This is a genomic window from Mycolicibacterium insubricum, from assembly GCF_010731615.1.
Classification (GTDB): domain Bacteria; phylum Actinomycetota; class Actinomycetes; order Mycobacteriales; family Mycobacteriaceae; genus Mycobacterium; species Mycobacterium insubricum.
Genome location: NZ_AP022618.1, coordinates 3,154,514 through 3,180,180, shown reverse-complemented (window position 1 = coordinate 3,180,180; position 25,667 = coordinate 3,154,514). Strand labels below are relative to the sequence as shown.

The window sequence follows — 25,667 nt, the reverse complement described above, 5'->3', positions numbered from 1 at the left end:
CCGCGCGCGGGCGGATGCGCCGGGTACCGCGTGCGGCCGGTACGGGCGGCGCCATGAAAGAATCACTGCCCGTGAAGACCTTCGAGGAACTGTTCGCCGAACTCGGCGAGCGCGCCCGCACCCGCCCGCCGGGCAGCGCGACCGTGGCCGCGCTGGATGCCGGCGTGCACACCGTGGGCAAGAAGATCCTCGAGGAGGCCGGCGAGGTCTGGCTGGCCGCCGAACACGAGAGCGACGACGAGCTGGCCGGCGAGATCAGCCAGCTGATGTACTGGACGCAGGTGCTGATGCTGGCACGGGGCCTGACCCTCGACGACGTCTACCGAAAGCTGTGAACGCCATGCTGCGGGTGGCCGTGCCCAACAAGGGGGCGCTGAGTGAGTCGGCGGCTGAGGTGCTGTCCGAGGCCGGTTACCGCCGGCGCACCGACCCCAAGGACCTGACCGTCGTCGACCCGGTCAACAACGTCGAGTTCTTCTTCCTGCGCCCCAAGGACATCGCCATCTATGTCGGGTCCGGGCAGCTGGACTTCGGGATCACCGGACGGGATCTGGCCGCCGAATCCGGCGCGCCGGTGACCGAACGCCTGGCGATGGGCTTCGGCTCGTCGACATTCCGCTACGCCGCGCCGGCCGGGCGGGACTGGACGGTCGCGGATCTGGCGGGCTGCCGCATCGCCACGGCGTACCCGAACCTGGTGCGCAACGACCTGGTCGCCAAGGGGATCGAGGCGACGGTCATCCGCCTCGACGGCGCGGTGGAGATCTCCATTCAGCTCGGTGTGGCCGACGCCATCGCCGACGTGGTCGGTTCCGGGCGCACCCTGCGCCAGCACAACCTGGTGGCTTTCGGTGCGCCGCTGTGTGATTCCGAAGCCGTGCTGATCGAGCGCGCGGGCGCGGCCGCGGATCCGGCGCGCGACCAGCTGGCCGCCCGGGTCCAGGGCGTGGTGTTCGGTCAGCAGTACCTGATGCTGGACTACGACTGCCCCCGCGCGGTGCTGGAGCAGGCCACGGAGGTGACCCCGGGTCTGGAATCGCCGACCATCGCACCACTGGCCGATCCGGACTGGGTGGCGGTGCGGGCGCTGGTGCCACGCAAGGGCGTCAACGCGGTGATGGACCGGCTGGCGGCCATCGGGGCCAAGGCGATCCTGGCCTCCGATATCCGGTTCTGCCGGTTCTAGCGCCATACCCGGACGTGTTAGCTTCCGGGCATGACGCATTTTCTGGTGTTGGGGCTGGCCCTGCTGCTCGGCATGGTCGCCGGCCTGCGGATGTTCACAGCTCCGGCCGTGCTGTGCTGGGCGGCGATGCTGGGTTGGATCGACCTGGACCGTAGTTGGGCGCTGTGGCTGGGGCATCCGGTGACGCTGACGCTGTTCACCCTGGCCGCCATCGTGGAGATGATCACCGACCAGCTGGCCCGCACCCGTCCGCGCACCGCGCTCACCCAGTTCGGTGGCCGGCTGATCATGGGTGGGGTGGCCGGCGCGCTGCTCGGTTCGACGCACGGCTACACCGTCGGCGGAATCGGCGCGGGCATCACCGGTGCCGCGCTGGGCACAATTGCCGGTGTGGCGCTGAAACGGCGGTTTGCCGGTGGCCACCCGTTGTTCTACGGGCTGATCGAGGACGCGGTCGCCGTGCTGGCCGGTTTGTCCATCGCGGCGTCGGTGGGCGCGGTGTAGCGCCGCGCTTGCGGCCCGGTCCCGCTCAGACGCTGGTCAGGCAGAGCACCACCTGCGACGTGCTGTAGGACGAGTCGTAGTCGCTGCGCACCCAGTTGCCGCTGCAGTTGCTGGTCGAGGTTGTCACCTTGGTGACCTTGACATTGGCCTTGTACTGGCTGCAGGACACCTTGACGAACATGCTGAGCGTGGAGCCACTGGACTCGCGGTAGAAGCAGTCGCCGTAGGAGGCGCCGCGGATCGCGTACTCGATGTCGCTCTTGGATTGGTACGACGGCACGTACGACGTCGGCGTCGAGTAGGAGTAGTAGCTGCGGTTGCGCTTGTTCTCCTGGCTGACGATGACGCCGATGACGACCGCGGCGATGGCGGTGATCACGATGCTGACGATGGCGGAGGCGATGGCGAAGCGCTTGGCGGAACGCGCCGAGGCGTAGGCGCCCGCGACGTCGCCCCGTTGCCATTTCGAGTTGACCTGATTGGCCTTGACGATGGACACGATGCCCAGCGGCAGGAAGCAGAAGATGGTGGTGAGGATGCCCCAGACCAGGTTGTTGTTCGGTTGGCCGTACGGCAGCATCCCGGGATAGCCGCCGGCACCCAGCGGGGGCGCCTCGTAGCCACCCGGCATCGCGTCATAGCCCGCAGCGGCCCCGTAGTTCGGTGGGCCCCCGTAGCCCGGTGCGGCACCGTAGCCCGGTACGGCGTAGCCACTGGAGATCGGCGGTTCCTCCGACGACGCGCCGAACAGGTTTGGCTGGTTGCCCGACGCACCCGGGGTGGACCCGTAGGGATCGCTGGGGAAACTCATGAAACTCCTCGTTCGGACGTGGCTCTACCAGACAAACCGTACAGGTCGCTGAGAATCGCAGCCCGTCGATCCCGCGGCCGGCGGAACCCGGGCGATTCAGTCCGCCCGGCGCCGGACCAGCACCGTTTGGGCGCAGACGCCGACGAATCCGGTGGCGTCGAACAGCTCCGAGGTGGTGACCCCGAGACCGTCCGGGCCGATCGACCCGCGGGCCCTCAGGGCGAACTCCGATCCGGTGGGCTCCCGGTGCAGGTGCACCGTGACGTCGGTGTTCATGAACGTGTACTCGGTCGGGTTCAGCGGCGAGCCCAGCCCGTTGCAGGTGTCCACCACCATCGCCAGCCGTTGCAGCGGCGTGGTGGGTTCGTCGTCGACCAGGCCGACGTTCGAGGTCGCCCAGGTCACCCGGGCACCGGCCTCGTCGGCCTCGCGCCGCAGCGTCAGCGTGTCCAGGTAACCCGCCGCGTCCCACCAGAAATCGGGCAGCGGCTGTTCGTCGGTGCGGGCCTGCGGCGGGTAGCGGTCCGATACCGCCGCGGCGGTATCGGAGACCGACAGCGCCCAGGCCGAGAGCCGGGCGGCGGGGCGCTGTGGCTGCGAGGCGGGGGCGAGCTCGGCCGCCTGCAGGCTGATCTGACGCCCCGGGCGCGGCGTCGAGGCGGTGACGGTCAGCTCGGTGATCGGCATCTCGCCCAGGATGTCCAGGCACAGCCGGCCGATCCGCTGCCCGGATCCGGCCAGCCGCTCCTCGACCACCTTGGTGAGCAGGGCCAGCGGGGGAGAACCGTGCTGCAGGTTCGGGCCCCACGCGCTGGCGGTGATCTCGCTGGCCGCAAACCGCTGCGCGTCGCCGGACGAGGGGAGCCGATGGTAGTAACTGCCGGTCACCGCGATCTCCTATCTCTTCCGGATCGGACTGTACGCGGGGCACACCGGTTGGCCCCGCCCAGCTGTGTCCCCGGGGCTGCGCATGGCAGGCTGACCGGTTGTGTCTGAGAAAACGGGTCCGTTCGTCGTCGGTGACCGGGTACAGCTCACCGACGCCAAGGGCCGGCACTACACCATGCTGCTCAGCCCGGGCGGGGAGTTCCACACCCACCGGGGCGCCATCGCGCACGACGACGTCATCGGCGCGCCCGAGGGCAGCGTCGTCACCTCCACCAACGGGGACCCGTTCCTGGTGCTGCGCCCGCTGCTCATCGACTACGTGCTGTCCATGCCGCGCGGCGCCCAGGTCATCTACCCCAAGGACGCCGCCCAGATCGTGCACGAGGGCGATATCTTCCCCGGTGCCACGGTGCTCGAAGCCGGCGCCGGCTCCGGGGCGCTGACCTGCTCGCTGCTGCGCGCCGTCGGCCCCACCGGGCGGGTGATCTCCTATGAGGTGCGCGACGACCACGCCGTGCACGCCGCCCGCAACGTCGACACCTTCTTCGGAGAGCGCCCGGACAACTGGGACCTGGTAATCGCCGACCTGGCCGACTACGACGGCCCGCAGGCCGACCGGGTGGTGCTGGACATGCTCTCGCCGTGGGACGTGCTGGGCACCGTCGCCAAGGCGCTGGTGCCCGGCGGTGTGCTGATGGTCTACGTCGCCACCGTTACCCAGCTGTCCCGCATCGTGGAGGCGTTGCGCGAACAGCAGTGCTGGACCGAGCCGAGGTCCTGGGAGACGTTGCAGCGCGGTTGGGACGTCGTCGGCCTGGCGGTGCGGCCCCAACACAACATGCGCGGGCATACGGCGTTTCTGGTCTCGGCCCGACGGCTGGCCCCGGGGACCGTCACGCCGACGCCGTTGCGGCGCAAGAAACACATCTAGAAACTGGTGTCGGTGACCGCGGCTCCCGGTCGGTAGCGTTGCCGCTGTGACCACCGAAGCCGCCGAGATCATCGCGAAATGGGGCCAGCCGACCCATCGCGTCGCGGCTTCGCCGGACCGAATCGCGCGGTTTCGCGAGATGGTTCCGGACCTACTGCTGCTGCTGTGGGCGGAGTTCGGCTTCTCCGGCTTCGCCGACGGTCTGTGGTGGCTGTGCGATCCGGTGGCTTGGCAAGACGCCGTGGACGTGTGGATCCCGCGCGCCAACCTCGAGATCGGCGAGGACGACTGGATCGCGGTGTCCCGCGGCGCGTTCGGCAGGCTGTCGCTGTGGGGCCGGCGCACCGGGATGAGCCTGGAGATCGTGCCGCACCTCGGGGCGGTCTATCAGCACGATGAGTCGGCGAACATGGCTACGCCGCGGCAGCGCGACGAACAACTCCGCGAGGCGCTGATGACACCGTCGCGCTACACCTTCGACGTGACCGGCCAGGACGGGGACGGACTGTTCGACCGGGCGTTGCGGGCGCACGGCCAGGTCGGGCCGGACACCGTCTACGGCTTCTTCCCGGCGCTGGCGATCGGCGGGCCGGCGCGGGTGGACCGGATCGAGGTTGTCGACGCGGCGGTGCATCTGGATCTGCTGGCGCAGATGACGCCGCGACAGGTCTTCCCCGACACCACCGAGTTGTTGCGCTGGCATTGCGTCGAGGGGGATCAGACAGGTTTGGCGGGGCGGCGGGCCCGGCTACTGACCAAGGAGCCGACCGACGACGCCGGGTACCCGGCGGACCTGCCGCCCGGGACCCGTCAGGTCGTCATCGTCGACGACACCCCTAATCCGACACTCACCCTGCGGGTCCAGACCCTCGGTGACCATCCGGTGGCCGCCTACGTCCGGTTCGACCAGCTCGCGGTGCGCGACGAGGACCCCGTCGAGACCGGGGTCGAGGACGCGGTTCAGGTGGCGTTCCAACTGTTGCGGAAAGCCGGAATTCAGACGACGGTCGACGGGCAGCCGTCGAGCTATCCGCACCGGGCTCGCTCCGACGAGATCGCCCAGATCCTCGCCTCGGCCTGCCCGCCCGGCTGGCAGAGCCTGCAGGCTGCGTTCAGTATGGCCGGTGGGCAGGAGATCATCCAGGTGGTGGCGCTGACACCCGGTGGCCCGGTCAACGTCGCTGTTCCGCTGCGTGCCGCGGAACTGGCGCGGGAACACCGGGTGATGACGGCGGGCGCGGCCGGACCGTGGCTGCGAATGCTGATGGAGCTGAATTCCGCCGGCCGGCTGCAGATGTCCTTCGACTACGGCGACGTGCCGCTGCCCGCGGATCAGCTGTTGGCTCCGGAGGCGTACCTGCGCGACGTCGCGCAGTACCCCCGCGAACAGATCGCACTGTGGCTGTTGGCGCACATGGGCAATGAGGGCCGGCAACTGCGCACCGCCGCGCAAGCCCAGCAGCCGGCCGGGGGAGCGGTCCGCGTCGTCGACGCGCTTCCGGCGTTCGGATTGCTGTGGTCGCGGATGGCGGTGATCGCCGCGATGTGCCGCGGCGTCAACGAACCCTACGGTGTCCGCCTCGATCAGGCGTTCGCGGTGTTCCGCGGTGACCAGGGTTGGTGCACGGTGGCGCGGCTGCCCGGCGGGCGCGGGGTGATCTCCGGCGGCAGACCCGATTCGCCGCTGCTGACCGCGGCCTACCAGGGGAAGATCGGATGGCCGGATCTGTATCAGGGCGCCCCGCCCTGGGTGCACAACCTTTACCTGGACCCGTACGCCGCCCGCGGCCTGCTGTCGTTCTGTTCCTGGTGGGACGGCCAGGTTTGGCGTGGCGCCGATTTCGGTGGCGACGGAATCGAGGAGATGTTCGGTGCGGTGCCCGCGGTTTGGTCGACCGACGCCACCGCGAGGACGGTAACCGGGCTGCTTGGTGCGATCGGCGTCCCTCTGAATGACAGAAGCCACTATTCCGCAACAGATTTCGTCCGTGCCGCCGAGGCCGACGCCGTCACCGAACCGCTGCTGCGGCGGATGTTCGGTGACGGGGTACCGTCGAACTTCGACCTGGCCGCGGCGATGGCTGTGCTCGACGCCGCCGACGTGCTGCAGCGATGAAAGGGTGACAGATGACGAACATCGACTACGAGGTGATCGGCGACGTCGCGCACGTCCGGCTGAACCGGCCGGAGAAACACAACGGGCTGACCCTCGACATGATCGACGACCTCGCCAAGGCCGCCGACCGGTCCGCCAAAGACCGCTCGCTGCGCGCCGTGGTGCTCAGCGGCAACGGCGAATCCTTCTGCTCCGGACTGGATTTCGCGTCGACGGGCACGCAGCGCGCCCGGGTCATGCGGAATCTGATCCCGAAACGCCACACCGTCGCCAACAATTTTCAGGCGGCCGGCTGGGCGTGGCGCAGCGTTCCGGTCCCGGTGATCGCGGTGGTGACCGGTCACTGCTTCGGCGGCGGGATGCAGGTCGCCCTCGGTGCCGACTTCCGGTTCGCCGCGCCGAAGTCCGACTTCTCGATCATGGAGGCGCGCTGGGGGCTGATCCCGGACATGTCGCTGTCGGCCAGTATCGCGGAGCTGACCACCATCGACATCGCCAAGCGGCTGACCATGACCGGTGAGATCTTCAGCGCGGCACAGGCTTTGGAGTACGGGCTGATCTCGGGTGTGGCTGACGACCCGTACGCGGCGGCCGACGAGCTGATCGCCGCCGTCCGGGAACGCTCCCCGGATGCGGTGGCCGCGTCCAAGGCGCTGTTCGAGCAGACCTGGTACAACGGCTCCCGCCTGTCGTTCCCGGTCGAACAGGCGCTACAGATCCGGCTGCTGCGCGGCCGCAACCACGCCATCGCCCGCAAGGCCGGGCTGGCCAAGAGCAAGCCCGAATTCACCGAGCGGCAGTTCTAGTCGTCGCTGCGCGACAGTCCCCGGCGGGTCGAGAGCAGCTCGGTCTCCGGGCGCGAGGCCACCAGGCGCTCGGCGGCGTCGAGCACCTCGGTGACATGCGCCGCGTCGGCGGCCACCACCGCCACACCGATCCCGGCCCGGCGGTGCAGGTCCTGCTGCCCGGTCTCGGCTGCCGATACGGCAAACCGCCGGCGCAGCTCGGCGACGATCGGGCGCACCACCGAGCGCTTCTCCTTCAGCGAGTGCACATCGCCGAGGAGCAGGTCGAATTCCAGCCAGCCGATCCACATATCAGCGCGGCGGCACCGAGGACGACGGGGTGGCCGGTGATGCGGGCGCCGGTGAGGCGGGCTCCGGCGAACCCGGCGACGCGGTCGAGAACAGTTGATTGGCACTCTGGCGGGACAGCCGCCAGCCGTCGCCGGCGGGGACAAACTCCATCGGGTAGCTGAACGGTGCGTCCGGCGAGCTACCCGCCCCGGTGATGGTCACCGTCGCGGTGACCACGCCGGTCGTCGACTCCGACCAGGCCAGGTCGGTGGCGGTGACAGTCAGCGGCAGCAGGTGGTTGTCGGAAAGCGCCTTGGCGAAGCCGTCCATCGCGGAGGCGTCGGCGGCCGAGGAGCCGTCGATCAACCCGAGTTTGTCGGTACCCGGCACCGCCGGATCCGACATCCGGGCCACCACGTCGGTCAGTGCGGCCGCTTCCGGGAGTGGATGGGCCGGCACCGTCGCGGCGGTCACGCTGCTGCCCGGGGTGGCAGCGGGCGGCCCCTGGGTGGTGCAGCCGCAAAGCCCGAGCGCCGCCACGATGGTGGCGGCGCTCAGGATCGCTCGGGAGACAGGCAGGTCGGTCCCCTAGTTCAGGGCGGAAAGCAGATTGCCCACCGATTCCTTCGACAGCTGCCAGCCGCTCGGGCTGGGGCCCTGGACGAAGGTCAGCGGCATCGACGCGGTCGCGCCGGTGGCGGCCGTCGCGGTGACGTTGGCGGTGGCCGAGTCGCCGTCCTGGTCCACATCGGCGACGTTGAAGGTCAGCGGGAAGTAACCCTCGGCGGCCTTCTGGTTGTACTTCGCGTCGGCGGCCGCCGTCTCGATGCGGCCCATGCCGCCCTGGATGTAGCTCTTCTTGCTGGCGAACGAGCCGCTGCCGGCCAGCCCGGTCAGGGTCCGGGTCAGCGCGGGAGTCAGGTCCGGCGCCGGCGCCTGGGGCATCGGGATTCCGCGGACGACGGTCTGCACCTGGGGTGCGTCCGCGGGGCCGGCCAGAGCGGTCAGGCCGGCAGCGGCTCCCGCGGTGACCGCCGCGGCGGCGATACCGGTAACGAGGATTTTCTTGATCACGGCTGTCCTTCCGAGATTGCCGAGTGCTTTTTCGAGGCTAACCCAACCGGCTGTGAACATTCCAAGAGCCGACCGGGGGTCGCGGTGTTCTGGGTGTGTCGGGGTTCCCAGTACGCACGCAATGAGTCAATCGCCGGTAGCGTTGAAGGTGTTACCGCACCGATTTTGGTACGGGGGAGGAGCGCACCATGAGTACATCAGAGCGTTCAGAGCAGCAGTCGGGTCCGGCCGGACCCGCCGCTTCCAGCGACGATGCCGGTGAACTGGAGCGATTGCGCCGCGAAACCGCCGCCCTGCGCACCCGGCTGGAGAACGCCGCCGGCAGCGGATCGGGGCTGCGCAGCGCCCGCGACATCGAAGCGCTGGAGGCGCGGATCGAGTCGCTGACCGCCCGGAACTCCAAACTGATGGAAACCCTCAAGGAAGCCCGTCAGCAACTTCTGGCCCTGCGCGAGGAGGTCGACCGGCTCGGCCAGCCGCCCAGCGGCTTCGGTGTGCTGCTGGGGATCGCCGACGAGGAGACCGTCGACGTCTTCACCTCCGGGCGCAAGATGCGACTGACCGTCTCGCCCAACATCGACGTCGACACCCTGCGCAAGGGGCAGACCCTGCGGCTCAACGAGGCGCTGACCGTCGTCGAGGCCGGGTCCTACGAGTCCGTCGGCGAGATCTGCTCGCTGCGCGAACTGCTGGCGGACGGTGATCGGGCCCTGGTGGTCGGTCACGCCGACGAGGAACGCATCGTCTGGCTGGCGGAGCCGCTGACCCTGGCCGACACCATGTCGGAAGAGGAACTCGAAGCGTTGGCCGAAGAGGACCGGCCACGGCGGCTGCGCCCCGGGGATTCCCTGCTGGTCGACACCAAGGCCGGCTACGCGTTCGAGCGCATCCCGAAGGCCGAGGTGGAGGACCTGGTCCTGGAGGAGGTGCCCGACGTCTCCTACTCCGACATCGGCGGCCTGACCCGCCAAATCGAGCAGATCCGCGATGCCGTCGAACTGCCGTTCCTGCACAAGGAGCTCTACCGCGAGTACGCGCTGCGCCCGCCCAAGGGTGTGCTGCTCTACGGTCCGCCCGGTTGCGGCAAGACGCTGATCGCCAAGGCCGTCGCCAACTCGCTGGCCAAGAAGATGGCCGAGCGCCGCGGTGAGGACTCCCGGGAGGCCAAGTCCTACTTTCTCAACATCAAGGGCCCCGAGCTGCTCAACAAGTTCGTCGGCGAGACCGAGCGGCACATCCGGCTGATCTTCCAGCGGGCCCGGGAGAAGGCATCCGAGGGCACCCCGGTGATCGTGTTCTTCGACGAAATGGACTCGATCTTCCGCACCCGCGGCACCGGCGTGAGCTCGGACGTGGAGACGACGGTGGTGCCGCAGCTGCTCGCCGAAATCGACGGCGTCGAGGGGCTGGAGAACGTCATCGTCATCGGCGCCTCCAACCGGGAGGACATGATCGACCCGGCGATCCTGCGCCCCGGCCGCCTCGACGTCAAGATCAAGATCGAGCGCCCGGACGCCGAATCGGCCCAGGACATCTTCAGCAAGTACCTCACCGACACGCTGCCGGTGCACGCCGACGATCTGGCGGAATTCGGCGGGGACAAGTCGTCGTGCATCAAGGCGATGATCGAGAAGGTCGTCGACCGGATGTACGCCGAGATCGACGACAACCGGTTCCTGGAGGTGACCTACGCCAACGGCGACAAGGAGGTCATGTACTTCAAGGACTTCAACTCCGGGGCGATGATCCAAAACGTCGTCGACCGGGGCAAGAAGTACGCGATCAAGAGCGTGCTGGAGACCGGTGCACCGGGTCTGCGCATCCAGCACCTGTTGGATTCCATCGTCGACGAGTTCGCCGAGAACGAGGACCTGCCCAACACCACCAACCCGGACGACTGGGCGCGGATCTCGGGCAAGAAGGGCGAGCGGATCGTCTACATCCGAACCTTGGTGACCGGCAAGAACGCCAGCGCCAGCCGGGCCATCGACACCGAGTCCAACCTCGGCCAGTACCTCTAGGGCCGACGGCCGGGAGGTGCCTGGCCGGCCAGGAAGGCGCGGTAGCGGTCTCGGGCGACCAGGTTCACCCGCATCTCCTTGAGCTGCGGCTTGAGGAACTGCCTGCGGTACTCCTTGTCGCTGACCGCACGTGCGGCCAGGTACATGTAGGTCAGCGCGGTCAGGAACATCACCAGCTGGATCAGGGCGTCGGGGATCGGCAGCGTCATCCAGAGCACCCGGCCGTCGGTCGGCCCGTTCTGCGTGAGACTGGCCAGCAGCTCCGGGGTAACCACGATCAGCCCGAACACACCGAAGATCGCGCCGGCGACGATCGCCACCGTCAGCACCTGCACCACCTCCGAGATCAGGATGACCAGCAGCACATTCGCCCGCTCGGGTTTGTGCAGCGGCGTTGGTTCCTCGGGGTCGGGCAGCCCGGCGAACGGGGTGTCGTCGAGCCTGCGGGTGCGCCCGGCGTGGCCGGGACGGTCCAGCGCGGGGCGCACCCGCCGCAGCGCGCTGGAGCCGAGGAACACCGTCGCCATGGCGTACAGAAGCATCAGCGCCAGCCACAGTCGGCCCCGGCTGAGCGTCTCGGCCATCGCCCACGCCGGGCCGTTGAAGAACACCAGCATGGTCAGCAGCATCACCGGCAGCGCCCGCACCAGCAGGCCGCCGATGGAGGTGAGGTTGCTCAGCGTCATCCGTGCCGCCCAGCCCAGGACCGACCCGAGACCGGTCGCGGTGCACAACAGGATCACGACGATGACGACGACGTCGAGCGCGATGTCGATGGACCGAGACGCACTCGGCCCGCCCCACACGACACCCGGGATCACCATGGCGACCGAGGCCGTCGAGACCAGACGCCGTGCCGGTCGGCTGGTGATCCTCGACACCAGCACGCCGGCCAGGGTCGCCGCCGGAATCAGCACCAGCACCACGAGTAGCAGGAACCACTCGTCGCGGGTGGGGGAGCCTTCGATGTCGATGGTGTGTTGGCCGGTGATCGCGACGGTGATGATGGAAAACGCCATGCTCACCGCGTTGGCCGCCAGGGCCGGCGCCGACCGCGCCCAGACGTTGCGCAGCAGCCGGTCCGGGCGCAGCACGTACGGCAGCCCGCGATGCAGCAGCCAGTGCTCGGCCGCGCGTTGCTGTTCGCGGGCTGGGTTCGGGCTGGCGTCCATCGGTCTGTGGACCCGGTCAGCCGACGGGGAATCCGCCGCGGTTGCCCACCGCCCGGCCTTCCTTGACCACCAGCAGAATGTTCTCCGGGTCTCCGATGGTGTCGACGTCGTCGAGCGGGTTGCCGCGGACGACCACCAGATCGGCGGTCTTGCCCTCCTCGACGGTGCCGAGGGTGTCCGCGACGCCACACAGCTGCGCCGACGTACGGGTGCCGGCGACGATCGCCTGCATCGGGGTGAGCCCGCCGAAACGGACCAGCAGCCCGAGCTCCTTGAGGTTGGTGCCGTGGTCCGGTGACAGGCCGGCGTCGGTGCCGACCGCGATCTTGATGCCGGCCGCCGCCGAAGCGGCGATCGAATCATGGGCCATCGCATGCCATTTCGCGCTCTTGGCGGCGCCTTGCGGTGTGGCCGTCACCTCGTGCATGGTCTCCAGCAGGGTCGGCACCAGGAAGGTGCCCTGGGCCACCATCTGCGCACGCAACTCGTCGTCGAGGGCGTAGCCGTGCTCGATGCTGTGCACTCCCGCCTCGACGGCCGCCCGGATCCCGGCGTAGCCGATGGCGTGCGCGGCTACCGGCCGGCCACCGTAATTCTGGCCCTCCTCGACGATGGCGGCGATCATCTCCCGGCGCATACCCAGCCAGGTCGGATCGTCGTTCGGTGAGGTGACCCCGCCGCTGGAGGCCACCTTGAGCACGTCGGCACCGGCGCGGATGAGCTCGCGCGTGCGGTGCCGGGCCTCGTCGACCGAATCCACCAGGGCGGCGCCCACGTAGGGGGTCAGATCGATGCCCGAGGGGAGGCAGAAGTCGGAGTGCCCGGCCGTCTGGCTGAGCATGTTGATCGCTACGAGGAGCCGCGGGCCCTCGATCAGCCCCGCGGACACCGCCTCGCGCACCCCGGTGTCGATGCCCATCAGGTCCCGCACCGTGGTCACCCCGTTGTGCAGTGTGGTGCGGAGCCGGTCGATGAGCTGGAAGTGCAGGTAGGACTGCGGGTGCATGGCCAGCTCCAGCGGGCTGCCCTTGGTGCCGGGCAGGCTGAGGTGCACGTGGCAGTCGAAGAAGCCCGGGCACAGGCTGTGGCCGGTGAGATCGATCGAGACCGCCCCCTTCGGCGCGGTGGCCGGGGCGTCCGCGCTGGCGCCGGCCCAGGTGATCGAGGCGTCCTCGACGTATACCGTCGCGTCGGCAATCGGGTCGGCTCCCGTCCCGTCGATCAGCCGGGCGTGCTCCAGCACGTAGTTCGTCACAGCGGGCCAACTCCCCTCACGTCGCGGTGCGCGCCGCGACCGCACGCGGCTCCCGACGTGGCCCGGGCGGCGCCCCGATAGGCTAAGGCTATGCAGCGGATCATCGGGACCGAGGTCGAATACGGCATTTCCTCACCGTCGGACCCGTCTGCGAACCCGATCCTCACCTCCACCCAGGCGGTGCTCGCCTACGCGGCGGCGGCCGGGGTACCGCGGGCCAAGCGCACCCGCTGGGACTACGAGGTCGAGTCACCGCTGCGGGACGCCCGCGGCTTCGACCTGGGCCGCTCCTCGGGCCCCGCGCCGATCATCGACGCCGACGAGATCGGTGCGGCGAACATGATCCTCACCAACGGCGCCCGGCTTTACGTCGACCACGCGCACCCGGAATACTCCGCGCCCGAGGTGACCGATCCGATGGACGCGGTGATCTGGGACAAGGCCGGCGAACGAGTGATGGAGGCCGCCGCCCGCTACGCGTCGTCGGTACCCGGGGCGGTGAAACTGCAGCTGTACAAGAACAACGTCGACGGCAAGGGCGCCTCCTACGGCAGCCACGAGAACTACCTGATGAGCCGCGCGACACCGTTCGCCTCGGTGATCGCCGGTCTGACACCGTTTTTCGTTTCCCGGCAGGTTGTCACCGGCTCTGGCCGGGTCGGCATCGGCGCCAACGGCGAGGACGCGGGCTTCCAGCTGTCCCAGCGCGCTGACTACATCGAGGTGGAGGTCGGGCTGGAGACCACTCTCAAGCGCGGCATCATCAACACCCGCGACGAACCGCACGCCGACGCCGACAAGTACCGCCGGCTGCACGTCATCATCGGCGACGCCAACCTCGCCGAGACGTCCACCTACCTCAAGGTGGGCACCACCTCGCTGGTGCTCGACCTGATCGAGGAGGGCCCCGCCTACGGCCTGGAGCTCGACGACCTGGCACTGGCCCGCCCGGTGCACGCCGTACACGTGATCAGCCACGACCCGAGCCTGCGGGCCACCGTCGCGCTGGCCGACGGCCGCGAGCTCACCGCGCTCGCGCTGCAGCGCATCTATCTGGACCGGGTGGCCAAACTGCTGGACCGCCGCGACCCCGACCCCCGCGCCCAGCACGTCGTCGCGACCTGGGCCCACGTGCTGGATCTGCTGGAGCGCGACCCGATGGAGTGCGCGGAGATCCTGGACTGGCCGGCCAAGCTGCGGCTGCTGGAGGGCTTCCGCAGCCGGGAGGGCCTGGGCTGGGCCGCTCCGCGGCTGCACCTGGTGGACCTGCAGTACTCCGACGTGCGCCTCGACAAGGGCCTGTACAACCGGCTGGTGGCCCGCGGCTCCATGCAGCGGCTGGTCACCGAGGCGCAGGTGCTCGACGCCGTGGTGAACCCGCCGACCGATACCCGCGCCTACTTCCGCGGGGAGTGCCTGCGCCGATTCGGCGCCGACATCGCCGCGGCGAGCTGGGACTCGGTGATCTTCGACCTCGGCGGCGAATCGCTGATCCGCATCCCCACCCTGGAGCCGCTGCGCGGCAGCAAGGCTCACGTCGGGGCGCTGCTGGACTCGGTGGACAGCGCCGCCGAACTGGTGGACCACCTCACCAGCTGAGGTCGGCCCGGGCTGCGGCGGGCAGACCGGTAGGGTGGGAGATCGATCACAGAGGCGGGAGGCGGCGATGGCTCAGCAGCAGAAACGCGGCGGCGGTGGCGGCGACGACGAGGATGTCACCGGCACGACGGCCGCCGGCCAGGAACGCCGCGAGAAGCTCACCGAGGAAACCGACGATCTGCTCGACGAGATCGACGACATCCTGGAGGAGAACGCCGAGGACTTCGTCCGGGCCTATGTGCAAAAGGGCGGCCAGTGACCCGGCCGTCGTCGGGCCGCATTGACAACCTGGTGTCCGGATCGGCCGCCGATCTCAGCTCCTTCGCCGAGTTGCTGCGCAACCACGCCCCGCACCTGCTCCCGTCGCCGTCGGGAACAACCGGCGGCGGTGCGGATCTGCCACACGGCACCACCATCGTCGCCGTCAAGTACCCCGGCGGGGTGCTGATCGCCGGCGACCGGCGCGCGACCCAGGGCAACATGATCGCCAGTCGCGACGTGCAGAAGGTCTACATCACCGACGACCACACCGCGACCGGCATCGCCGGAACCGCCGCCATCGCCGTGGAATTCGCCCGGCTCTACGCCGTCGAACTCGAGCACTACGAGAAGCTCGAGGGGGTGGCGCTGAGCTTCGCCGGCAAGGTGAACCGGCTGGCCAACATGGTGCGCGGCAATCTCGGTGCGGCCCTTCAGGGTTTCGTCGCGCTGCCGCTGCTGGTCGGCTACGACCTGGGTGATCCGGATCCGTCCGACGCCGGGCGCATCGTCTCCTTCGACGCCGCCGGAGGCTGGAACATCGAGGAAGAGGGCTACCACTCGGTGGGTTCCGGGTCGCTGTTCGCCCGGTCCTCGCTGAAGAAGCTGTATTCGGCTGTCACGGACGCGGATTCGGCGCTGAGCGCCGCCATCGAAGCGCTCTACGACGCCGCCGACGACGATTCGGCAACCGGCGGCCCAGATCTGGTCCGCGGCATCTATCCGACCGCGGTCACCATCTCGGCCACCGGCGCCGAGGAGGTGCCCGCCGAACGGATCGCCGGGCTGGCCCGGGCGACGATCGCCGCGCGGGAACGCGGCGTCGCACGGCGAACCCACGGACCGCATACCGACATTCGAGAGCAGTCATGAGCTTTCCGTACTTCATCTCGCCCGAGCAGGCGATGCGGGAGCGCAGCGAACTCGCTCGCAAGGGCATCGCGCGCGGCCGCAGCGTCATCGCACTGGCCTACGCCGACGGCGTGCTGTTCGTCGCGGAGAACCCGTCGCGGTCGCTGCAGAAGGTCAGCGAGCTCTACGACCGGATCGGCTATGCGGCGGTGGGCCGGTTCAACGAGTTTGACAACCTGCGCCGCGGCGGCATCCAGCTCGCCGACACCCTCGGCTACACCTACGACCGCCGCGACGTCACCGGACGCCAACTCGCCAACCGGTACGCCTCCACCCTGGGCACCATCTTCACCGAGCAGGCCAAGCCCTACGAGGTGGAGCTGTGTGTGGCCGAGGTTGCGCACTACGGCGAGTCGAAACCCCCTGAGCTGTACCGGATCACCTACGACGGGTCGATCGCCGACGAGCCGGAGTTCGTGGTGATGGGCGGTGCCACCGAACCGATCGCCGCGGCGCTGCGCGACAGCTACAGCGCGAATGCGTCACTGGCCGACGGGATCCGGATCGCCGTGCACGCACTGGAGACCGGCGCCGACGGCGAACGCCGCACCCTCGGCGCGGGCACCCTGGAGGTGGCCGTCCTCGACGCCAATCGCCCGCGCCGGGCGTTCCGCCGGATCACCGGCGCCGCGCTGGAGGCACTGCTGCCCGCACCGGCGGAGACCGCCGAAAAAGCGACCGAGGACACCCCGGACGCCGAGTAGCGTCGACCGGATGCGGCCACTGCACCACCCGACCCGCCCGCAATGGGCCCTGGCCGGGCTGATCCTGGCCCTGGCGGTCGGCGTCGTCGCGGTACGGGTCGTCAAGGGTGTCGGGCTCGGCCAGACCGCGGCGTTCTACATCGGCATCCCGAGTGTCTTCGCCCTGGTACTGGCGCTGTCGACACCGGCGAAGAGCCTCGTCGGTATGACCATGCGGGCGATCACCATCGCCCTGCTGCTCGCCATGCCGGTGCTCGGCGAGGGGTTCGTCTGCGTGCTGGTCGCCGCGCCGCTGTGCTACGCGGTCGGACTGCTGGTGGCGCTACTGGTCGGCTGGGCCCGCCGCCTCGACGGGCCGCGCGCACCGGCGTTCGTCGCACCCGCGGTGTTGCTGCTGATGTCGTGCGAGGGCGTCACCCCGGCCACCACCCTGCCCGACCAGCAGTCGGTGTCGGCCACCCGCCAGGTCGCCGCGACACCCGAACAGGTGCAGGCCGCGGTGGCCCGGCCGCTGCGGTTCGCCGACCGGCAACCCGGCGGGCTGCTGGCACTCGGCTTCCCCCGGCCGCTCTCGGATGCCGGTAGCGGCCTGGACGTCGGGGACCGGCGCACCGTGACGTTCTCCGGTGCGCACCACCGGCCGCCCGGGATGGCCGCGCACCATTGGGGCGAACACAGCACCGAGCTGGTGCTCCGCGTCGTCGACCGGACCGCCGATTCGGTGACCTTCGAGACGGTGTCCGACAACACCCCGCTGGCCACCTGGCTGGGCTGGCAGCGCAGCCGGTTGTCCTGGCGGGCGGTGGCATCGGGCGGCACCGAGCTGACCTGGACCCTGGGCTTCACCCGCCGGCTGGCTCCGGCGTGGTACTTCGGCCCGCTGGAGCAGGTCGTCGCCACCGAGGCCGCCGGCTACCTGCTGGACGCCATCGATCTCGATCCCGCCGCGCCGCAACGGTGACCACCGGCCTGGACATCGCCGTGCTGCGCACCGGCGCGGTGCTGACCCCGGTGCTGCTGACGGCGGCGCTGTGGTTGGCCGGCGCCGGGCCGAGGTGCCGCGGGGCGGCTGTCCTGGCGACCCTGTGGAACCTGGTCGGTCTGCTCGTCGTCAACGCGCTGGCGGTGGCCGCCGGCGCCTGGACGTTCGGGACGACGGGCGCCATGTGGGCCGGCGTCCCGGTCGACGTGGTGTTCGGCTGGGCGCTGCTGTGGGGCGCCGTGCCGATCCTGCTGACGCCGTGGCTGCACCCGGCGCTGTGCGCGGCGATCCTGGTGGTCTTCGACGCCCTGGTGATGGGATCACTGGCGCCGCTGGTGCACCTGGCGCCGTCCTGGTGGCTGGGGGAGATCGCCGCCGTCGCGCTGTGCCTGGTCCCCGGCGTGCTGCTCGGGGTGCTCACCGACCGTGGAGTCTGGTTGCGGGCACGGGTGGTGATGCAGGTGGTGCTGTTCGCCGCGATCGCCGGGTTCCTGCTGCCGACGATCGCCTTCGCCGCCACCGGGCGGTCCTGGGCAGCGGTCCGCGCGGACTTCGGCGGCCCGGTCGACCTGGTGCTGGTGCAACTGGCCGCGCTGCCGGCGGTCGTTGCCGTGGCGGCGGTGGCCGCGTTCGCCCGCGCCGGCGGGACGCCGTACCCGTGGGACCCGCCGCCGCGGCTGGTCACCGGCGGGCCGTATGCGTACGTGGCCAACCCGATGCAACTGTGCGGGGTGGCGATCCTGGCACTGGCCGCGGTGATCCTGCGTTCCCCCGAGATCGCCGGGATCGCGGTGCTGGCCGCGGCGTTCGGCGCCGGGCTGGCCGCCTGGAGCGAACACGGCGACCTCGCCGATCGATTCGGTGACGACTGGCGTCGCTACCGGGCGAGTGTGCGCGACTGGCTGCCCCGCTGGTCGCCGAGCCCGCGACGCGAACCCGCCCGGCTCTACGTCGCCGGTGGTTGCGAACCGTGCAGCCGGCTCGGGTCGTGGCTGGCGGCGCGCCGGCCGGTGGCGCTGCAGATCCAGGACGCCGCGTCACACCACCCGCCGCTGCGCCGGCTGCGCTACGTGGCGGCCGGCGGTACCGTCGCTGACGGCACCCGGGCGCTCGGTGCCGCGCTGGAGCACCTCAACCTCGGCTGGGCGGTGGCCGGCTGGCTGCTGCGCACGCCGGGGGTGGGCTGGTTTGTCCAGCTCGTGGCGGACGCGGTCGGCGCCGGGCCGCGTGCGGCCTCCTGACCCGCGCTGATCCCGAGCGGATATCTACGACCCCGTGTAGTTTTCGCTACAGGAGACTTTTTCGCTGCAGGAGACGACGCAACGGAGTGATGCGATGACTGCCTCGGCAGGGGAGGTCCAGGCGGCCGACGCCGCCGACGCCGGCCACGAGGTGCCCCGGCGGCCCGCGCTGATCCCACCCGGACTGGCGCTGCGCCTGCGGCCGTCGAACGCCGGCTTGAAAATCGTGATGGCGGCAACCGGCGTGGTGTTCGCGCTGTTCGTCTTGGTCCACATGATCGGCAACCTCAAGATCTACACCGGTGCAGAGCATTTCGACGCCTACGCGCACTGGCTGCGCACGCTGGCCGAACCGCTGCTGCCCTACGAGGGGGCACTGTGGCTGTTCCGGGCGGTGTTGGTCACCGCGCTGGTCGCCCACGTGTGGGCCGCCGTAGTGCTCACCGCCCGCGCCCACCGGGCCCGGGGCCCGTTCCGCCGCCGCGGCCTGCACGGACTGCGATCGTTCACCGCGCGCACCATGGGAGTCAGCGGCATCGTGCTGCTGGCCTTCATCGCCTTCCACATCCTGGACCTCACCACCGGCACCCGGCCCGCGGCGTCGCCCACATTCACCGCCGCCACCCACACCTCCAGCGCCGCCTACGCGAACCTGGTCGCCAGCTTCGACCGACCGGCCGTCGCCGGGTTCTACCTGCTGGCGATGGTGGTGCTCGGCGCACACCTGGCGCACGGGTTGTACACCGCCGTCAACGATCTGGGTGTGACCGGCGCGCGCAGCAGGGCCCTGCTCACCGCCGCCGGCGGACTGCTGGCGCTGGCGGTGATGGCCGGCAACATCACCATCCCGATCGCGGTGATGGCCGGGTGGCTGCGATGAACCCCGACCAGCTGCGCACGGTCGGCGCACCCCTGCACAGCGGCGCGCCCGACGGGGATCCGGCCACCGCCTGGCAACGACGGCTGCTCGACTACCGGCTGGTCAGCCCGCTGAACCGGCGCAAATTCACCGTCATCGTCGTGGGTACCGGCCTGGCCGGCGCCGGCTGCGCGGCCGCACTCGGTGAACTCGGCTATCACGTCGAGTCGTTCACCTTCCACGACGCACCGCGGCGTGCGCACAGCGTCGCGGCCCAGGGCGGCATCAACGCCGCCCGGGGCCGCAAGGTCGACAACGACAGCGTCGCCCGGTTCGTCAAGGACACCGTCAAGGGCGGGGACTTCCGGGCCCGGGAAGCCGACGTCTACCGGCTCGCGCAGGAATCCAGCCGCGTCATCGACCATATGAACGCCATCGGCGCGCCGTTCGCCCGGGAATACGGCGGCAGCCTGGCCACCCGGAGCTTCGGCGGCGTGCAGGTGTCGCGCACCTACTACACCCGCGGCCAGACCGGCCAGCAGCTGCAGATCGCGGCGTCCCAGGCGCTGCTGCGCCAGGTGGCGGCCGGCACGGTGAACCTGCACACCCGTGCCGAAATGCTGGACCTGATCGTCGACGGCGGGCGGGCGGTCGGCGTCGTCACCCGCAACCTGGTCACCGGCGAGATCTCCGCGACCACCGGTCACGCCGTCGTCCTGGCCACCGGCGGCTACGGGAACGTGTTCTTCCGCTCCACCCTGGCGCGCAACTCCAACGCCAGTGCGACCTGGCGGGCGCATGAGCGCGGGGCGCTGTTCGCTTCGCCGTCGTTCATCCAGTTCCACCCGACGGCGCTGCCGGTGAACTCGGAGTGGCAGTCCAAGACCATCCTGATGAGCGAATCGCTGCGCAACGACGGCCGGATCTGGGTTCCCAGGATCGCCGGGGACAACCGCGAACCGGGCGACATCCCCGACGCCGATCGCGACTACTACCTGGAACGCATGTACCCGGCGTTCGGCAACCTCTCGCCCCGGGACGTGTCGTCGCGTGCCGCGCGCACCCAGATCGACGCCGGCCACGGCGTCGGACCGCTGAAAAACAGTGTGTACCTCGACTTCCGGGACGCGCTGGAGCGGCTGGGCAAGGACACGATCGCGCAGCGCTACGGCAACCTGTTCGCCATGTACCGCGACGCCACCGGTGAGGACCCCTATCGGGTGCCGATGCGGATCGCCCCCGGCGCACACTTCTCGATGGGTGGGCTGTGGAGCGACTTCGACCAGATGACCTCCATCCCGGGGCTTTTCGTCGCCGGCGAGGCCGGCTGGGCGTATCACGGAGCGAACCGCCTGGGCGCCAACTCGCTGCTGTCGGCGTGCGTCGACGGCTGGTTCACCCTGCCGATGTCGGTGCCCAACTACCTTGCCGGACAACTCGGCACGGCGGCGCCGGGCGGGGACGAGCCGGCCGTGCGGGAAACCCTGGCCGAGGTCACGGTGCGGGTGGACCGGCTGCTGGCCATCGGCGGCACCCAGGGACCCGACCGGTTCCACCGCCGCCTCGGCGACATCCTCTACCGCGGGGCCGGGGTGTCCCGGTCGGCGGCCGGCCTGAGGGCCGCGATCGGTGAGATCGACGAACTGACCGCCGAGTTCTGGACCGATCTGCGGGTTGCCGGCGGCCCCGGCGAATTCAACCAGGAACTCGAAAAGGCCGGCCGGGTCGCCGATTTCCTCGGCCTGGCCCGACTGATGTGCATCGACGCGTTGGACCGCGACGAGTCCTGCGGCGCGCATTTCCGCCTCGAGCACCAGAGCGCCGACGGCGAGGCGCAACGCGACGACGAGCGCTGGTGCTTCGTCTCGGCGTGGGAACCCGCCGCCGGCGGTTCATCGGAGCCCGGGGGACCGGGCGGTGGGGGCCCCGTCCGCCGCGACGAGCCGCTGGAATTCACCGCCGTACCGCTGGCCACGAGAAACTACAAAAGGTAGTCGCTGTGAAAGTCACCCTGGAGATCTGGCGGCAGCCCGATACGGCATCGCCCGGCCGGTTCGAGAGCTACCCCGTCGACGACGCCGCACCGGAGATGTCACTGCTGGAGCTTCTGGACCGGCTCAATGACGCCCTGGTGGCCGACGGTCGGGACCCGGTCGCGTTCGACTCCGACTGCCGGGAAGGGGTGTGCGGTTCCTGCGGGATCACCGTCGACGGCCGCCCGCACGGCCCGGTGCCCAACACCCCGTCGTGCCGCCAGCACGTCCGATCGTTCGACGACGGCGCCCGGATCCGGGTGGAGCCGCTGCGCTCGGCGGCCTACCCGGTGGTGCGCGACCTGGTCGTGGACCGCAGCGCATTGGACCGGATCATCAGCGCCGGTGGCCACATCGCCGTCGACGCGGGCACCGCCGCCGACGCCGATGCCGAGCCGCTGACCAAGGACGACGCCGAATACGCCCTGGATTTCGCGGCCTGCATCGGGTGCGGGGCCTGCGTGGCGGCCTGCCCAAACGGTGCCGCGCACCTGTTCGCCGGGTCGAAACTGCTGCACCTGGGGACCGTCACCCGCGGGCGCCTGGAGCGCGGCCGGCGGGCGCGCGCGGTGGTGGCAGCCATGGAGGACGAGTTCGGGCCGTGCTCCAGCTACGGAGAATGTGCCCAGGTGTGCCCGGAATCCATTCCGTTGACCGCCATCGCCGCGGTCAACCGCGAGGTGATGAGGGCGCGGCTGCGCGGCCGGGCCGACTGACCGCGATCAGCCGTCGATCCCGCCCGTCAGCGCGTCGTACCAGCGCATCGCCCAGCGGGCGTCGGCCAGCGCCGTGTGCTGCTGGGTGTGCGTGGGTGGCTTCACACCGCACTGCAGCGAAAGCGTGACGTAGTCCGGATCGGGTTGCCGGCCAAGGCGTTCCACAGTGGCCCGGGCCAGGGCGATCACGTCCACCGGGCCGGGCCGCCACCCGGGTTCGACGCCGTGGCGTGCGAGCATCGCGGCGAGGCATTCGGTGTCGAACGTCGGGACCACCCCGACGACCGTCGCGCCGGCGGTCCATTGCCGCACCAGCGCGGCGGCTTCGCGCGCGGGATAGACGCGAGGGTAGTGCCGTGACCGGTGCCGGACCTGTGGATGGCGTTTGTGGAACCCGCTGATCGTCAGGCCTGCCGGGTCCGCGTGCGCCAGATCGAGATCGTCGATGTCCACGCACAGAAGCAGCCGCGAGTGGGCATCGCCGTCGCGCCGGATAATGGCGATCTCCCACGGCCGCCGGTCTCGGTGCAACCCGGTGGTCTCGGTATCGAGGAATACCAACGGGCCCATCGGCTGTGCCGGCTGCCCCGGGCTCACCACGGCGAGAACGCCGAGGTCGAGGCCAGATAGTTCAGCGTCCGCGCGATCCGGGTGACTTCCCGGCCGATGCCGCGCAGCGCCGTCCGGTCCCGCGGCGCCAGCGCGGCCATCTCGAGCACACCGTCCTCGCCCAGGTCGCGGGTACGTCGTCGGATGCTGGAGGCGATGGTGTAGCAACGGCTCAGGGTGGCCGCGTCGGCGGCGTCCAGAAACCGGCTGCCGGCCGCCGCGGCCAGCCGGTCCGGGGTGGTCAGTGCATCCGAACCGGCCGACACCGCGGCCCAGCGGGCGATGCGCACCACCGGATCCACCGCCGCCCGTTTGACATCGGCAGTCGAGGCCCCGCCGAAGATCCGCAGCCGAGACGGCACCGCGGCACGCTCGTAGCACGCGTCCTGCAGCATCGCCGCCAGTGACTGGGGGTGAGCGCGCATCGCGGCGCCGGTGCGGCAGCGTAAGTCGGGTGGTTCGACGAGTGCCGGCGGAGCCGAAGCGACACCGGGACCACCCGCGACCAAATCGGGGAGTTCGGGGCCGCCCGACACCGCGACGGCGTCGGCGAGCAGCCCGGCCATCACCACCCCGCGGTCGGCCTCCGGCTCCGACGTCCAGCGGTCAATGCCCGCGGTCCAGTCGTCCAGGGACCGGTTGAACCGCGCCCGCGCGGCGAACGCCCCGTGCGGATCCGCGGCGAACCCGCAGCGCGACAGCAGCTCGTGCACGGCCGACGCGCGCGCCAGCCCGGCCGCGGGATCGGTGCCGTCGGCGCGGACCACCAGGGTCTCCAGATCCGCACCGGGCAGCGCCTCGCCGCGGCCCACACTGCCCGACACCAGCCACTGATCGGGCCCGCCGAGGCTGGCCGCCGCGGTGGCGACCGCGGTCCGGCACAGCGTCGACCAGTCCCGGGCCAGCCCGCTCACCTGCACGCCGGTGATCGCGCCGGCCACCGAATGCGCCCGGATGCAGGCGGCGACCAGCTGATCGGCGTCTGACGCCGCGGCGATTTCCGCGGCGGCGGCGGACAGATCGTCGTCGGACACGCCGGGGATTCTTCCAGCCCGCGGGCTCCGCGTCGCCGTCACCGGGGGACGAAACACCCCGGTTACCTTCGGCCATACCGGAGAAACATCGCGGTGACAAACCCGACATTCCGGCCCTGTTACCTGGCGCTGAGTTGTTATCCGAGCGAGAGGGCCCCCGAATGGTCATCGACACCCAGTCATCGGCACCGGCCGACCACGATGACCTCGCCGCGTTCGGCTACGACCAGCAGTTGCACCGGCGCCTGGGACGATTCGAATCGTTCGCCGCCGGCTTCTCCTTCGTCTCGATCCTGACCACCATCTTCCAGCTGTTCGGCCTGGGCTTCGGCTTCGGCGGCCCGGCGTTCTTCTGGACCTGGCCGCTGGTGTTCGCCGGGCAGTTCACCGTCGCGCTGTGCTTCGCCGAACTCGCCGCGCGCTACCCGCTGTCCGGGGCGATCTACCAGTGGTCGCGCCGGATGGGCGGCGAACTGGTCGGCTGGTTCGGCGGCTGGTTCATGATCATCGCGCAGATCGTCACCGCCTCGGCCGCCGCGATCGCCCTGCAGGTCGTACTGCCCACCATTTGGGGCGGCTTCCAGCTGATCGGCAGCGACCCGGCGCTCACCTCGCCCAGCGGTGCCGCCAACGCCGTGCTGCTCGGCACGGTCCTGCTGGTCTTCACCACCACCATCAACTGCCTCGGGGTCAAGTGGATGGCGCGGGTGAACACCGCCGGCGTGCTCTGCGAGATCGTCGGGGTGATCGCCGTCGTCGGGGTGTTCTTCACCCACGCCCAGCGCGGCCCGTCGGTGGTGTTCGACACCGGCGCACCCGGCGGGCAGCCCGGCTACATCTGGGCCTGGATCATGAGCGGTCTGATGGCCGCCTACGTAATGGTCGGCTTCGGCTCGGCCGGTGAACTCGCCGAGGAGACCCGCAACCCACGCCGGGTGGCCCCGCGGACCATCCGGCTGGCGCTGTCGGTATCCGCACTCGGCGGCGGCCTGATGATCCTCGGCGCCCTGATGGCCGCACCCAGCCTCACCGACGGCCGGCTGGCCACCGAGGGACTGCCCTATGTGCTCGACGCGGTGCTCAGCTCGCCATGGGGAACCGTGCTGCTGGTCGACGTCTGCATCGCCATCATGATCTGCACGCTGGCGATCCAGACCGCGGCGTCGCGGCTGATGTTCTCCATGGCCCGCGACCACCGGCTGCCGGCGTCATCGATCCTGTCAAAGGTCAACGGCCGCACCGGAACACCGATCTGGCCGTCGGTGCTCGTCGGCCTCGCCTGCATCGCCATCCTGGTAGTCAACGTCGGCAACTCGGCCATCTTCGCCACCCTGGCCAGCGTCTGCATCATCCTGATCTACCTGGCCTACCTGATGGTGACCGGCCCGCTCCTATACCGGCGACTGCGCGGCTGGCCGAAGAACCGGTCACTCGTGGACACCGAAGGCAAGCCGCTGTTCTCCCTCGGCCGCTACGGTATCCCGATCAACCTGGTGGCGGTCTGCTACGGCGCCCTGATGATCGTCAACCTCGGCTGGCCGCGCGCCGAGATCTTCAACCCCACCGGCGAATTCCCGCTGCTGCAGTGGGCCGGGCCAATCACCGTCGCCGCGGTCGTCGCCCTCGGCGCACTGTGCTACCCGCGCCGCAAGACCCACCCCAACCCCGTGACGATCGGAGCCTGAT

26 protein-coding genes are annotated in these 25,667 nt (G+C 70.2%); 17 read left to right on the top strand and 9 right to left on the bottom strand.

What is annotated here, in order from left to right; all coding sequences use genetic code 11:
* Window positions 1-53 precede the first annotated feature (53 nt).
* The 3 genes from G6N16_RS15050 to G6N16_RS15040 are packed head-to-tail and all read left to right on the top strand — an operon-like array spanning window position 54 to window position 1,690.
* Complete coding sequence (locus G6N16_RS15050; RefSeq protein WP_083029705.1) at window positions 54-335, top strand: phosphoribosyl-ATP diphosphatase; 282 nt, start codon at window positions 54-56, stop codon at window positions 333-335.
* Window positions 336-340: 5 nt separating this feature from the next.
* Window positions 341-1,186, top strand: coding sequence for an ATP phosphoribosyltransferase (hisG, locus tag G6N16_RS15045; RefSeq protein ID WP_083029792.1), 846 nt, complete (start codon window positions 341-343; stop codon window positions 1,184-1,186).
* Window positions 1,187-1,216: 30 nt separating this feature from the next.
* The gene (locus G6N16_RS15040; protein ID WP_083029704.1) at window positions 1,217-1,690 is read left to right on the top strand and encodes a DUF4126 family protein; all 474 of its coding nucleotides are present in this window, start codon (window positions 1,217-1,219) and stop codon (window positions 1,688-1,690) included.
* A gap of 25 nt (window positions 1,691-1,715) precedes the next feature.
* On the opposite strand, the gene G6N16_RS15035 is transcribed toward G6N16_RS15040, so the two are convergent.
* Together G6N16_RS15035 and G6N16_RS15030 are read right to left on the bottom strand one after the other, a co-directional pair.
* Window positions 1,716-2,501: a CD225/dispanin family protein gene (locus G6N16_RS15035; RefSeq protein WP_234805751.1), complete on the bottom strand. Its 786-nt coding sequence runs from the start codon at window positions 2,499-2,501 to the stop codon at window positions 1,716-1,718.
* Window positions 2,502-2,597: 96 nt separating this feature from the next.
* Window positions 2,598-3,389: a thioesterase family protein gene (locus G6N16_RS15030; protein ID WP_083029703.1), complete on the bottom strand. Its 792-nt coding sequence runs from the start codon at window positions 3,387-3,389 to the stop codon at window positions 2,598-2,600.
* Between the two features lie 100 nt (window positions 3,390-3,489).
* On the opposite strand from G6N16_RS15030, the gene G6N16_RS15025 reads away from it, so the two are divergent.
* From G6N16_RS15025 to G6N16_RS15015, 3 genes are read left to right on the top strand one after another with little or no spacing between them, the layout of a single operon-like run.
* The gene (locus tag G6N16_RS15025; RefSeq protein WP_083029702.1) at window positions 3,490-4,320 is read left to right on the top strand and encodes a tRNA (adenine-N1)-methyltransferase; all 831 of its coding nucleotides are present in this window, start codon (window positions 3,490-3,492) and stop codon (window positions 4,318-4,320) included.
* Window positions 4,321-4,366: 46 nt separating this feature from the next.
* Window positions 4,367-6,436 (top strand): DUF7161 family protein, encoded by a 2,070-nt coding sequence (locus G6N16_RS15020; RefSeq protein ID WP_083029701.1) that lies wholly within the window; start codon window positions 4,367-4,369, stop codon window positions 6,434-6,436.
* Window positions 6,437-6,447: 11 nt separating this feature from the next.
* Window positions 6,448-7,242 (top strand): crotonase/enoyl-CoA hydratase family protein, encoded by a 795-nt coding sequence (locus tag G6N16_RS15015; RefSeq protein WP_083029700.1) that lies wholly within the window; start codon window positions 6,448-6,450, stop codon window positions 7,240-7,242.
* On the opposite strand, the gene G6N16_RS15010 is transcribed toward G6N16_RS15015, so the two are convergent.
* From G6N16_RS15010 to G6N16_RS15000, 3 genes are all read right to left on the bottom strand, one after another.
* Window positions 7,239-7,532: a DUF503 domain-containing protein gene (locus G6N16_RS15010; protein ID WP_083029699.1), complete on the bottom strand. Its 294-nt coding sequence runs from the start codon at window positions 7,530-7,532 to the stop codon at window positions 7,239-7,241. The two genes, G6N16_RS15015 and G6N16_RS15010, sit on opposite strands and share 4 nt — an antisense overlap.
* Window position 7,533: 1 nt before the next feature.
* Complete coding sequence (locus G6N16_RS15005) at window positions 7,534-7,986, bottom strand: lipoprotein LppK (RefSeq protein ID WP_234805750.1); 453 nt, start codon at window positions 7,984-7,986, stop codon at window positions 7,534-7,536.
* A 114-nt stretch (window positions 7,987-8,100) separates the two neighbouring features.
* Complete coding sequence (locus G6N16_RS15000) at window positions 8,101-8,586, bottom strand: MTB12 family secreted protein (protein ID WP_083029697.1); 486 nt, start codon at window positions 8,584-8,586, stop codon at window positions 8,101-8,103.
* 188 nt (window positions 8,587-8,774) lie between these two features.
* On the opposite strand from G6N16_RS15000, the gene arc reads away from it, so the two are divergent.
* Window positions 8,775-10,607 (top strand): proteasome ATPase, encoded by a 1,833-nt coding sequence (arc, locus tag G6N16_RS14995; RefSeq protein WP_083029696.1) that lies wholly within the window; start codon window positions 8,775-8,777, stop codon window positions 10,605-10,607.
* Here arc and G6N16_RS14990 read toward each other — a convergent pair.
* Window positions 10,604-11,779: a phosphatidylglycerol lysyltransferase domain-containing protein gene (locus tag G6N16_RS14990; protein ID WP_083029695.1), complete on the bottom strand. Its 1,176-nt coding sequence runs from the start codon at window positions 11,777-11,779 to the stop codon at window positions 10,604-10,606. The two genes, arc and G6N16_RS14990, sit on opposite strands and share 4 nt — an antisense overlap.
* A 16-nt stretch (window positions 11,780-11,795) precedes the next feature.
* A complete protein-coding gene (locus G6N16_RS14985; RefSeq protein WP_083029694.1) occupies window positions 11,796-13,034 on the bottom strand; it encodes a metal-dependent hydrolase family protein in 1,239 nt (412 codons plus the stop codon).
* 90 nt (window positions 13,035-13,124) lie between these two features.
* On the opposite strand from G6N16_RS14985, the gene dop reads away from it, so the two are divergent.
* From dop to G6N16_RS14940, 9 genes are all read left to right on the top strand, one after another.
* Window positions 13,125-14,633: a depupylase/deamidase Dop gene (gene dop, locus G6N16_RS14980; RefSeq protein ID WP_163787897.1), complete on the top strand. Its 1,509-nt coding sequence runs from the start codon at window positions 13,125-13,127 to the stop codon at window positions 14,631-14,633.
* A 67-nt stretch (window positions 14,634-14,700) separates the two neighbouring features.
* Window positions 14,701-14,892: a ubiquitin-like protein Pup gene (locus tag G6N16_RS14975; protein ID WP_083034004.1), complete on the top strand. Its 192-nt coding sequence runs from the start codon at window positions 14,701-14,703 to the stop codon at window positions 14,890-14,892.
* The gene (gene prcB, locus G6N16_RS14970; RefSeq protein ID WP_083034005.1) at window positions 14,889-15,764 is read left to right on the top strand and encodes a proteasome subunit beta; all 876 of its coding nucleotides are present in this window, start codon (window positions 14,889-14,891) and stop codon (window positions 15,762-15,764) included. Before G6N16_RS14975 ends, prcB begins: the two co-directional genes overlap by 4 nt.
* On the top strand, window positions 15,761-16,507 hold the full coding sequence (gene prcA, locus G6N16_RS14965) for a proteasome subunit alpha (RefSeq protein ID WP_163787896.1): 747 nt from the start codon (window positions 15,761-15,763) through the stop codon (window positions 16,505-16,507). The genes prcB and prcA overlap by 4 nt, the downstream gene beginning before the upstream one ends.
* Window positions 16,508-16,517: 10 nt before the next feature.
* Window positions 16,518-17,468, top strand: a complete 951-nt coding sequence (locus G6N16_RS14960) for a hypothetical protein (protein WP_083029915.1) — start codon at window positions 16,518-16,520, stop codon at window positions 17,466-17,468.
* Entirely contained in the window at window positions 17,465-18,730 is a 1,266-nt protein-coding gene (locus tag G6N16_RS14955; protein ID WP_083029916.1) for a methyltransferase family protein, read from the top strand. Before G6N16_RS14960 ends, G6N16_RS14955 begins: the two co-directional genes overlap by 4 nt.
* A 94-nt stretch (window positions 18,731-18,824) precedes the next feature.
* On the top strand, window positions 18,825-19,610 hold the full coding sequence (locus G6N16_RS14950; protein WP_083029917.1) for a succinate dehydrogenase cytochrome b subunit: 786 nt from the start codon (window positions 18,825-18,827) through the stop codon (window positions 19,608-19,610).
* Complete coding sequence (locus G6N16_RS14945; protein WP_083029918.1) at window positions 19,607-21,583, top strand: fumarate reductase/succinate dehydrogenase flavoprotein subunit; 1,977 nt, start codon at window positions 19,607-19,609, stop codon at window positions 21,581-21,583. The genes G6N16_RS14950 and G6N16_RS14945 overlap by 4 nt, the downstream gene beginning before the upstream one ends.
* 5 nt (window positions 21,584-21,588) lie before the next feature.
* On the top strand, window positions 21,589-22,338 hold the full coding sequence (locus G6N16_RS14940; RefSeq protein ID WP_083029919.1) for a succinate dehydrogenase/fumarate reductase iron-sulfur subunit: 750 nt from the start codon (window positions 21,589-21,591) through the stop codon (window positions 22,336-22,338).
* Window positions 22,339-22,344: 6 nt separating this feature from the next.
* Here G6N16_RS14940 and G6N16_RS14935 read toward each other — a convergent pair whose 3' ends face one another.
* Both G6N16_RS14935 and G6N16_RS14930 read right to left on the bottom strand, forming a co-directional pair.
* A complete protein-coding gene (locus G6N16_RS14935) occupies window positions 22,345-22,908 on the bottom strand; it encodes an exonuclease domain-containing protein (RefSeq protein WP_083029995.1) in 564 nt (187 codons plus the stop codon).
* Between the two features lie 23 nt (window positions 22,909-22,931).
* Window positions 22,932-23,981, bottom strand: a complete 1,050-nt coding sequence (locus G6N16_RS14930; protein WP_133052898.1) for a DUF294 nucleotidyltransferase-like domain-containing protein — start codon at window positions 23,979-23,981, stop codon at window positions 22,932-22,934.
* A 161-nt stretch (window positions 23,982-24,142) separates the two neighbouring features.
* Between G6N16_RS14930 and G6N16_RS14925 the strand changes: the two genes are divergently transcribed.
* A complete protein-coding gene (locus G6N16_RS14925) occupies window positions 24,143-25,666 on the top strand; it encodes an amino acid permease (RefSeq protein ID WP_083029920.1) in 1,524 nt (507 codons plus the stop codon).
* Window position 25,667: the final 1 nt, after the last annotated feature.

Coding starts and splice junctions, on each gene's coding strand:
- G6N16_RS15050 (WP_083029705.1), top strand. CDS start 54: ATGAAAGAATCACTGCCCGTGAAGACCTTCGAGGAACTGTTCGCCGAA.
- hisG (WP_083029792.1), top strand. CDS start 341: ATGCTGCGGGTGGCCGTGCCCAACAAGGGGGCGCTGAGTGAGTCGGCG.
- G6N16_RS15040 (WP_083029704.1), top strand. CDS start 1,217: ATGACGCATTTTCTGGTGTTGGGGCTGGCCCTGCTGCTCGGCATGGTC.
- G6N16_RS15035 (WP_234805751.1), bottom strand. CDS start 2,501: ATGAGTTTCCCCAGCGATCCCTACGGGTCCACCCCGGGTGCGTCGGGC.
- G6N16_RS15015 (WP_083029700.1), top strand. CDS start 6,448: ATGACGAACATCGACTACGAGGTGATCGGCGACGTCGCGCACGTCCGG.
- G6N16_RS15010 (WP_083029699.1), bottom strand. CDS start 7,532: ATGTGGATCGGCTGGCTGGAATTCGACCTGCTCCTCGGCGATGTGCAC.
- arc (WP_083029696.1), top strand. CDS start 8,775: ATGAGTACATCAGAGCGTTCAGAGCAGCAGTCGGGTCCGGCCGGACCC.
- G6N16_RS14990 (WP_083029695.1), bottom strand. CDS start 11,779: ATGGACGCCAGCCCGAACCCAGCCCGCGAACAGCAACGCGCGGCCGAG.
- dop (WP_163787897.1), top strand. CDS start 13,125: ATGCAGCGGATCATCGGGACCGAGGTCGAATACGGCATTTCCTCACCG.
- G6N16_RS14975 (WP_083034004.1), top strand. CDS start 14,701: ATGGCTCAGCAGCAGAAACGCGGCGGCGGTGGCGGCGACGACGAGGAT.
- prcA (WP_163787896.1), top strand. CDS start 15,761: ATGAGCTTTCCGTACTTCATCTCGCCCGAGCAGGCGATGCGGGAGCGC.
- G6N16_RS14960 (WP_083029915.1), top strand. CDS start 16,518: ATGCGGCCACTGCACCACCCGACCCGCCCGCAATGGGCCCTGGCCGGG.
- G6N16_RS14950 (WP_083029917.1), top strand. CDS start 18,825: ATGACTGCCTCGGCAGGGGAGGTCCAGGCGGCCGACGCCGCCGACGCC.
- G6N16_RS14945 (WP_083029918.1), top strand. CDS start 19,607: ATGAACCCCGACCAGCTGCGCACGGTCGGCGCACCCCTGCACAGCGGC.
- G6N16_RS14935 (WP_083029995.1), bottom strand. CDS start 22,908: ATGGGCCCGTTGGTATTCCTCGATACCGAGACCACCGGGTTGCACCGA.
- G6N16_RS14925 (WP_083029920.1), top strand. CDS start 24,143: ATGGTCATCGACACCCAGTCATCGGCACCGGCCGACCACGATGACCTC.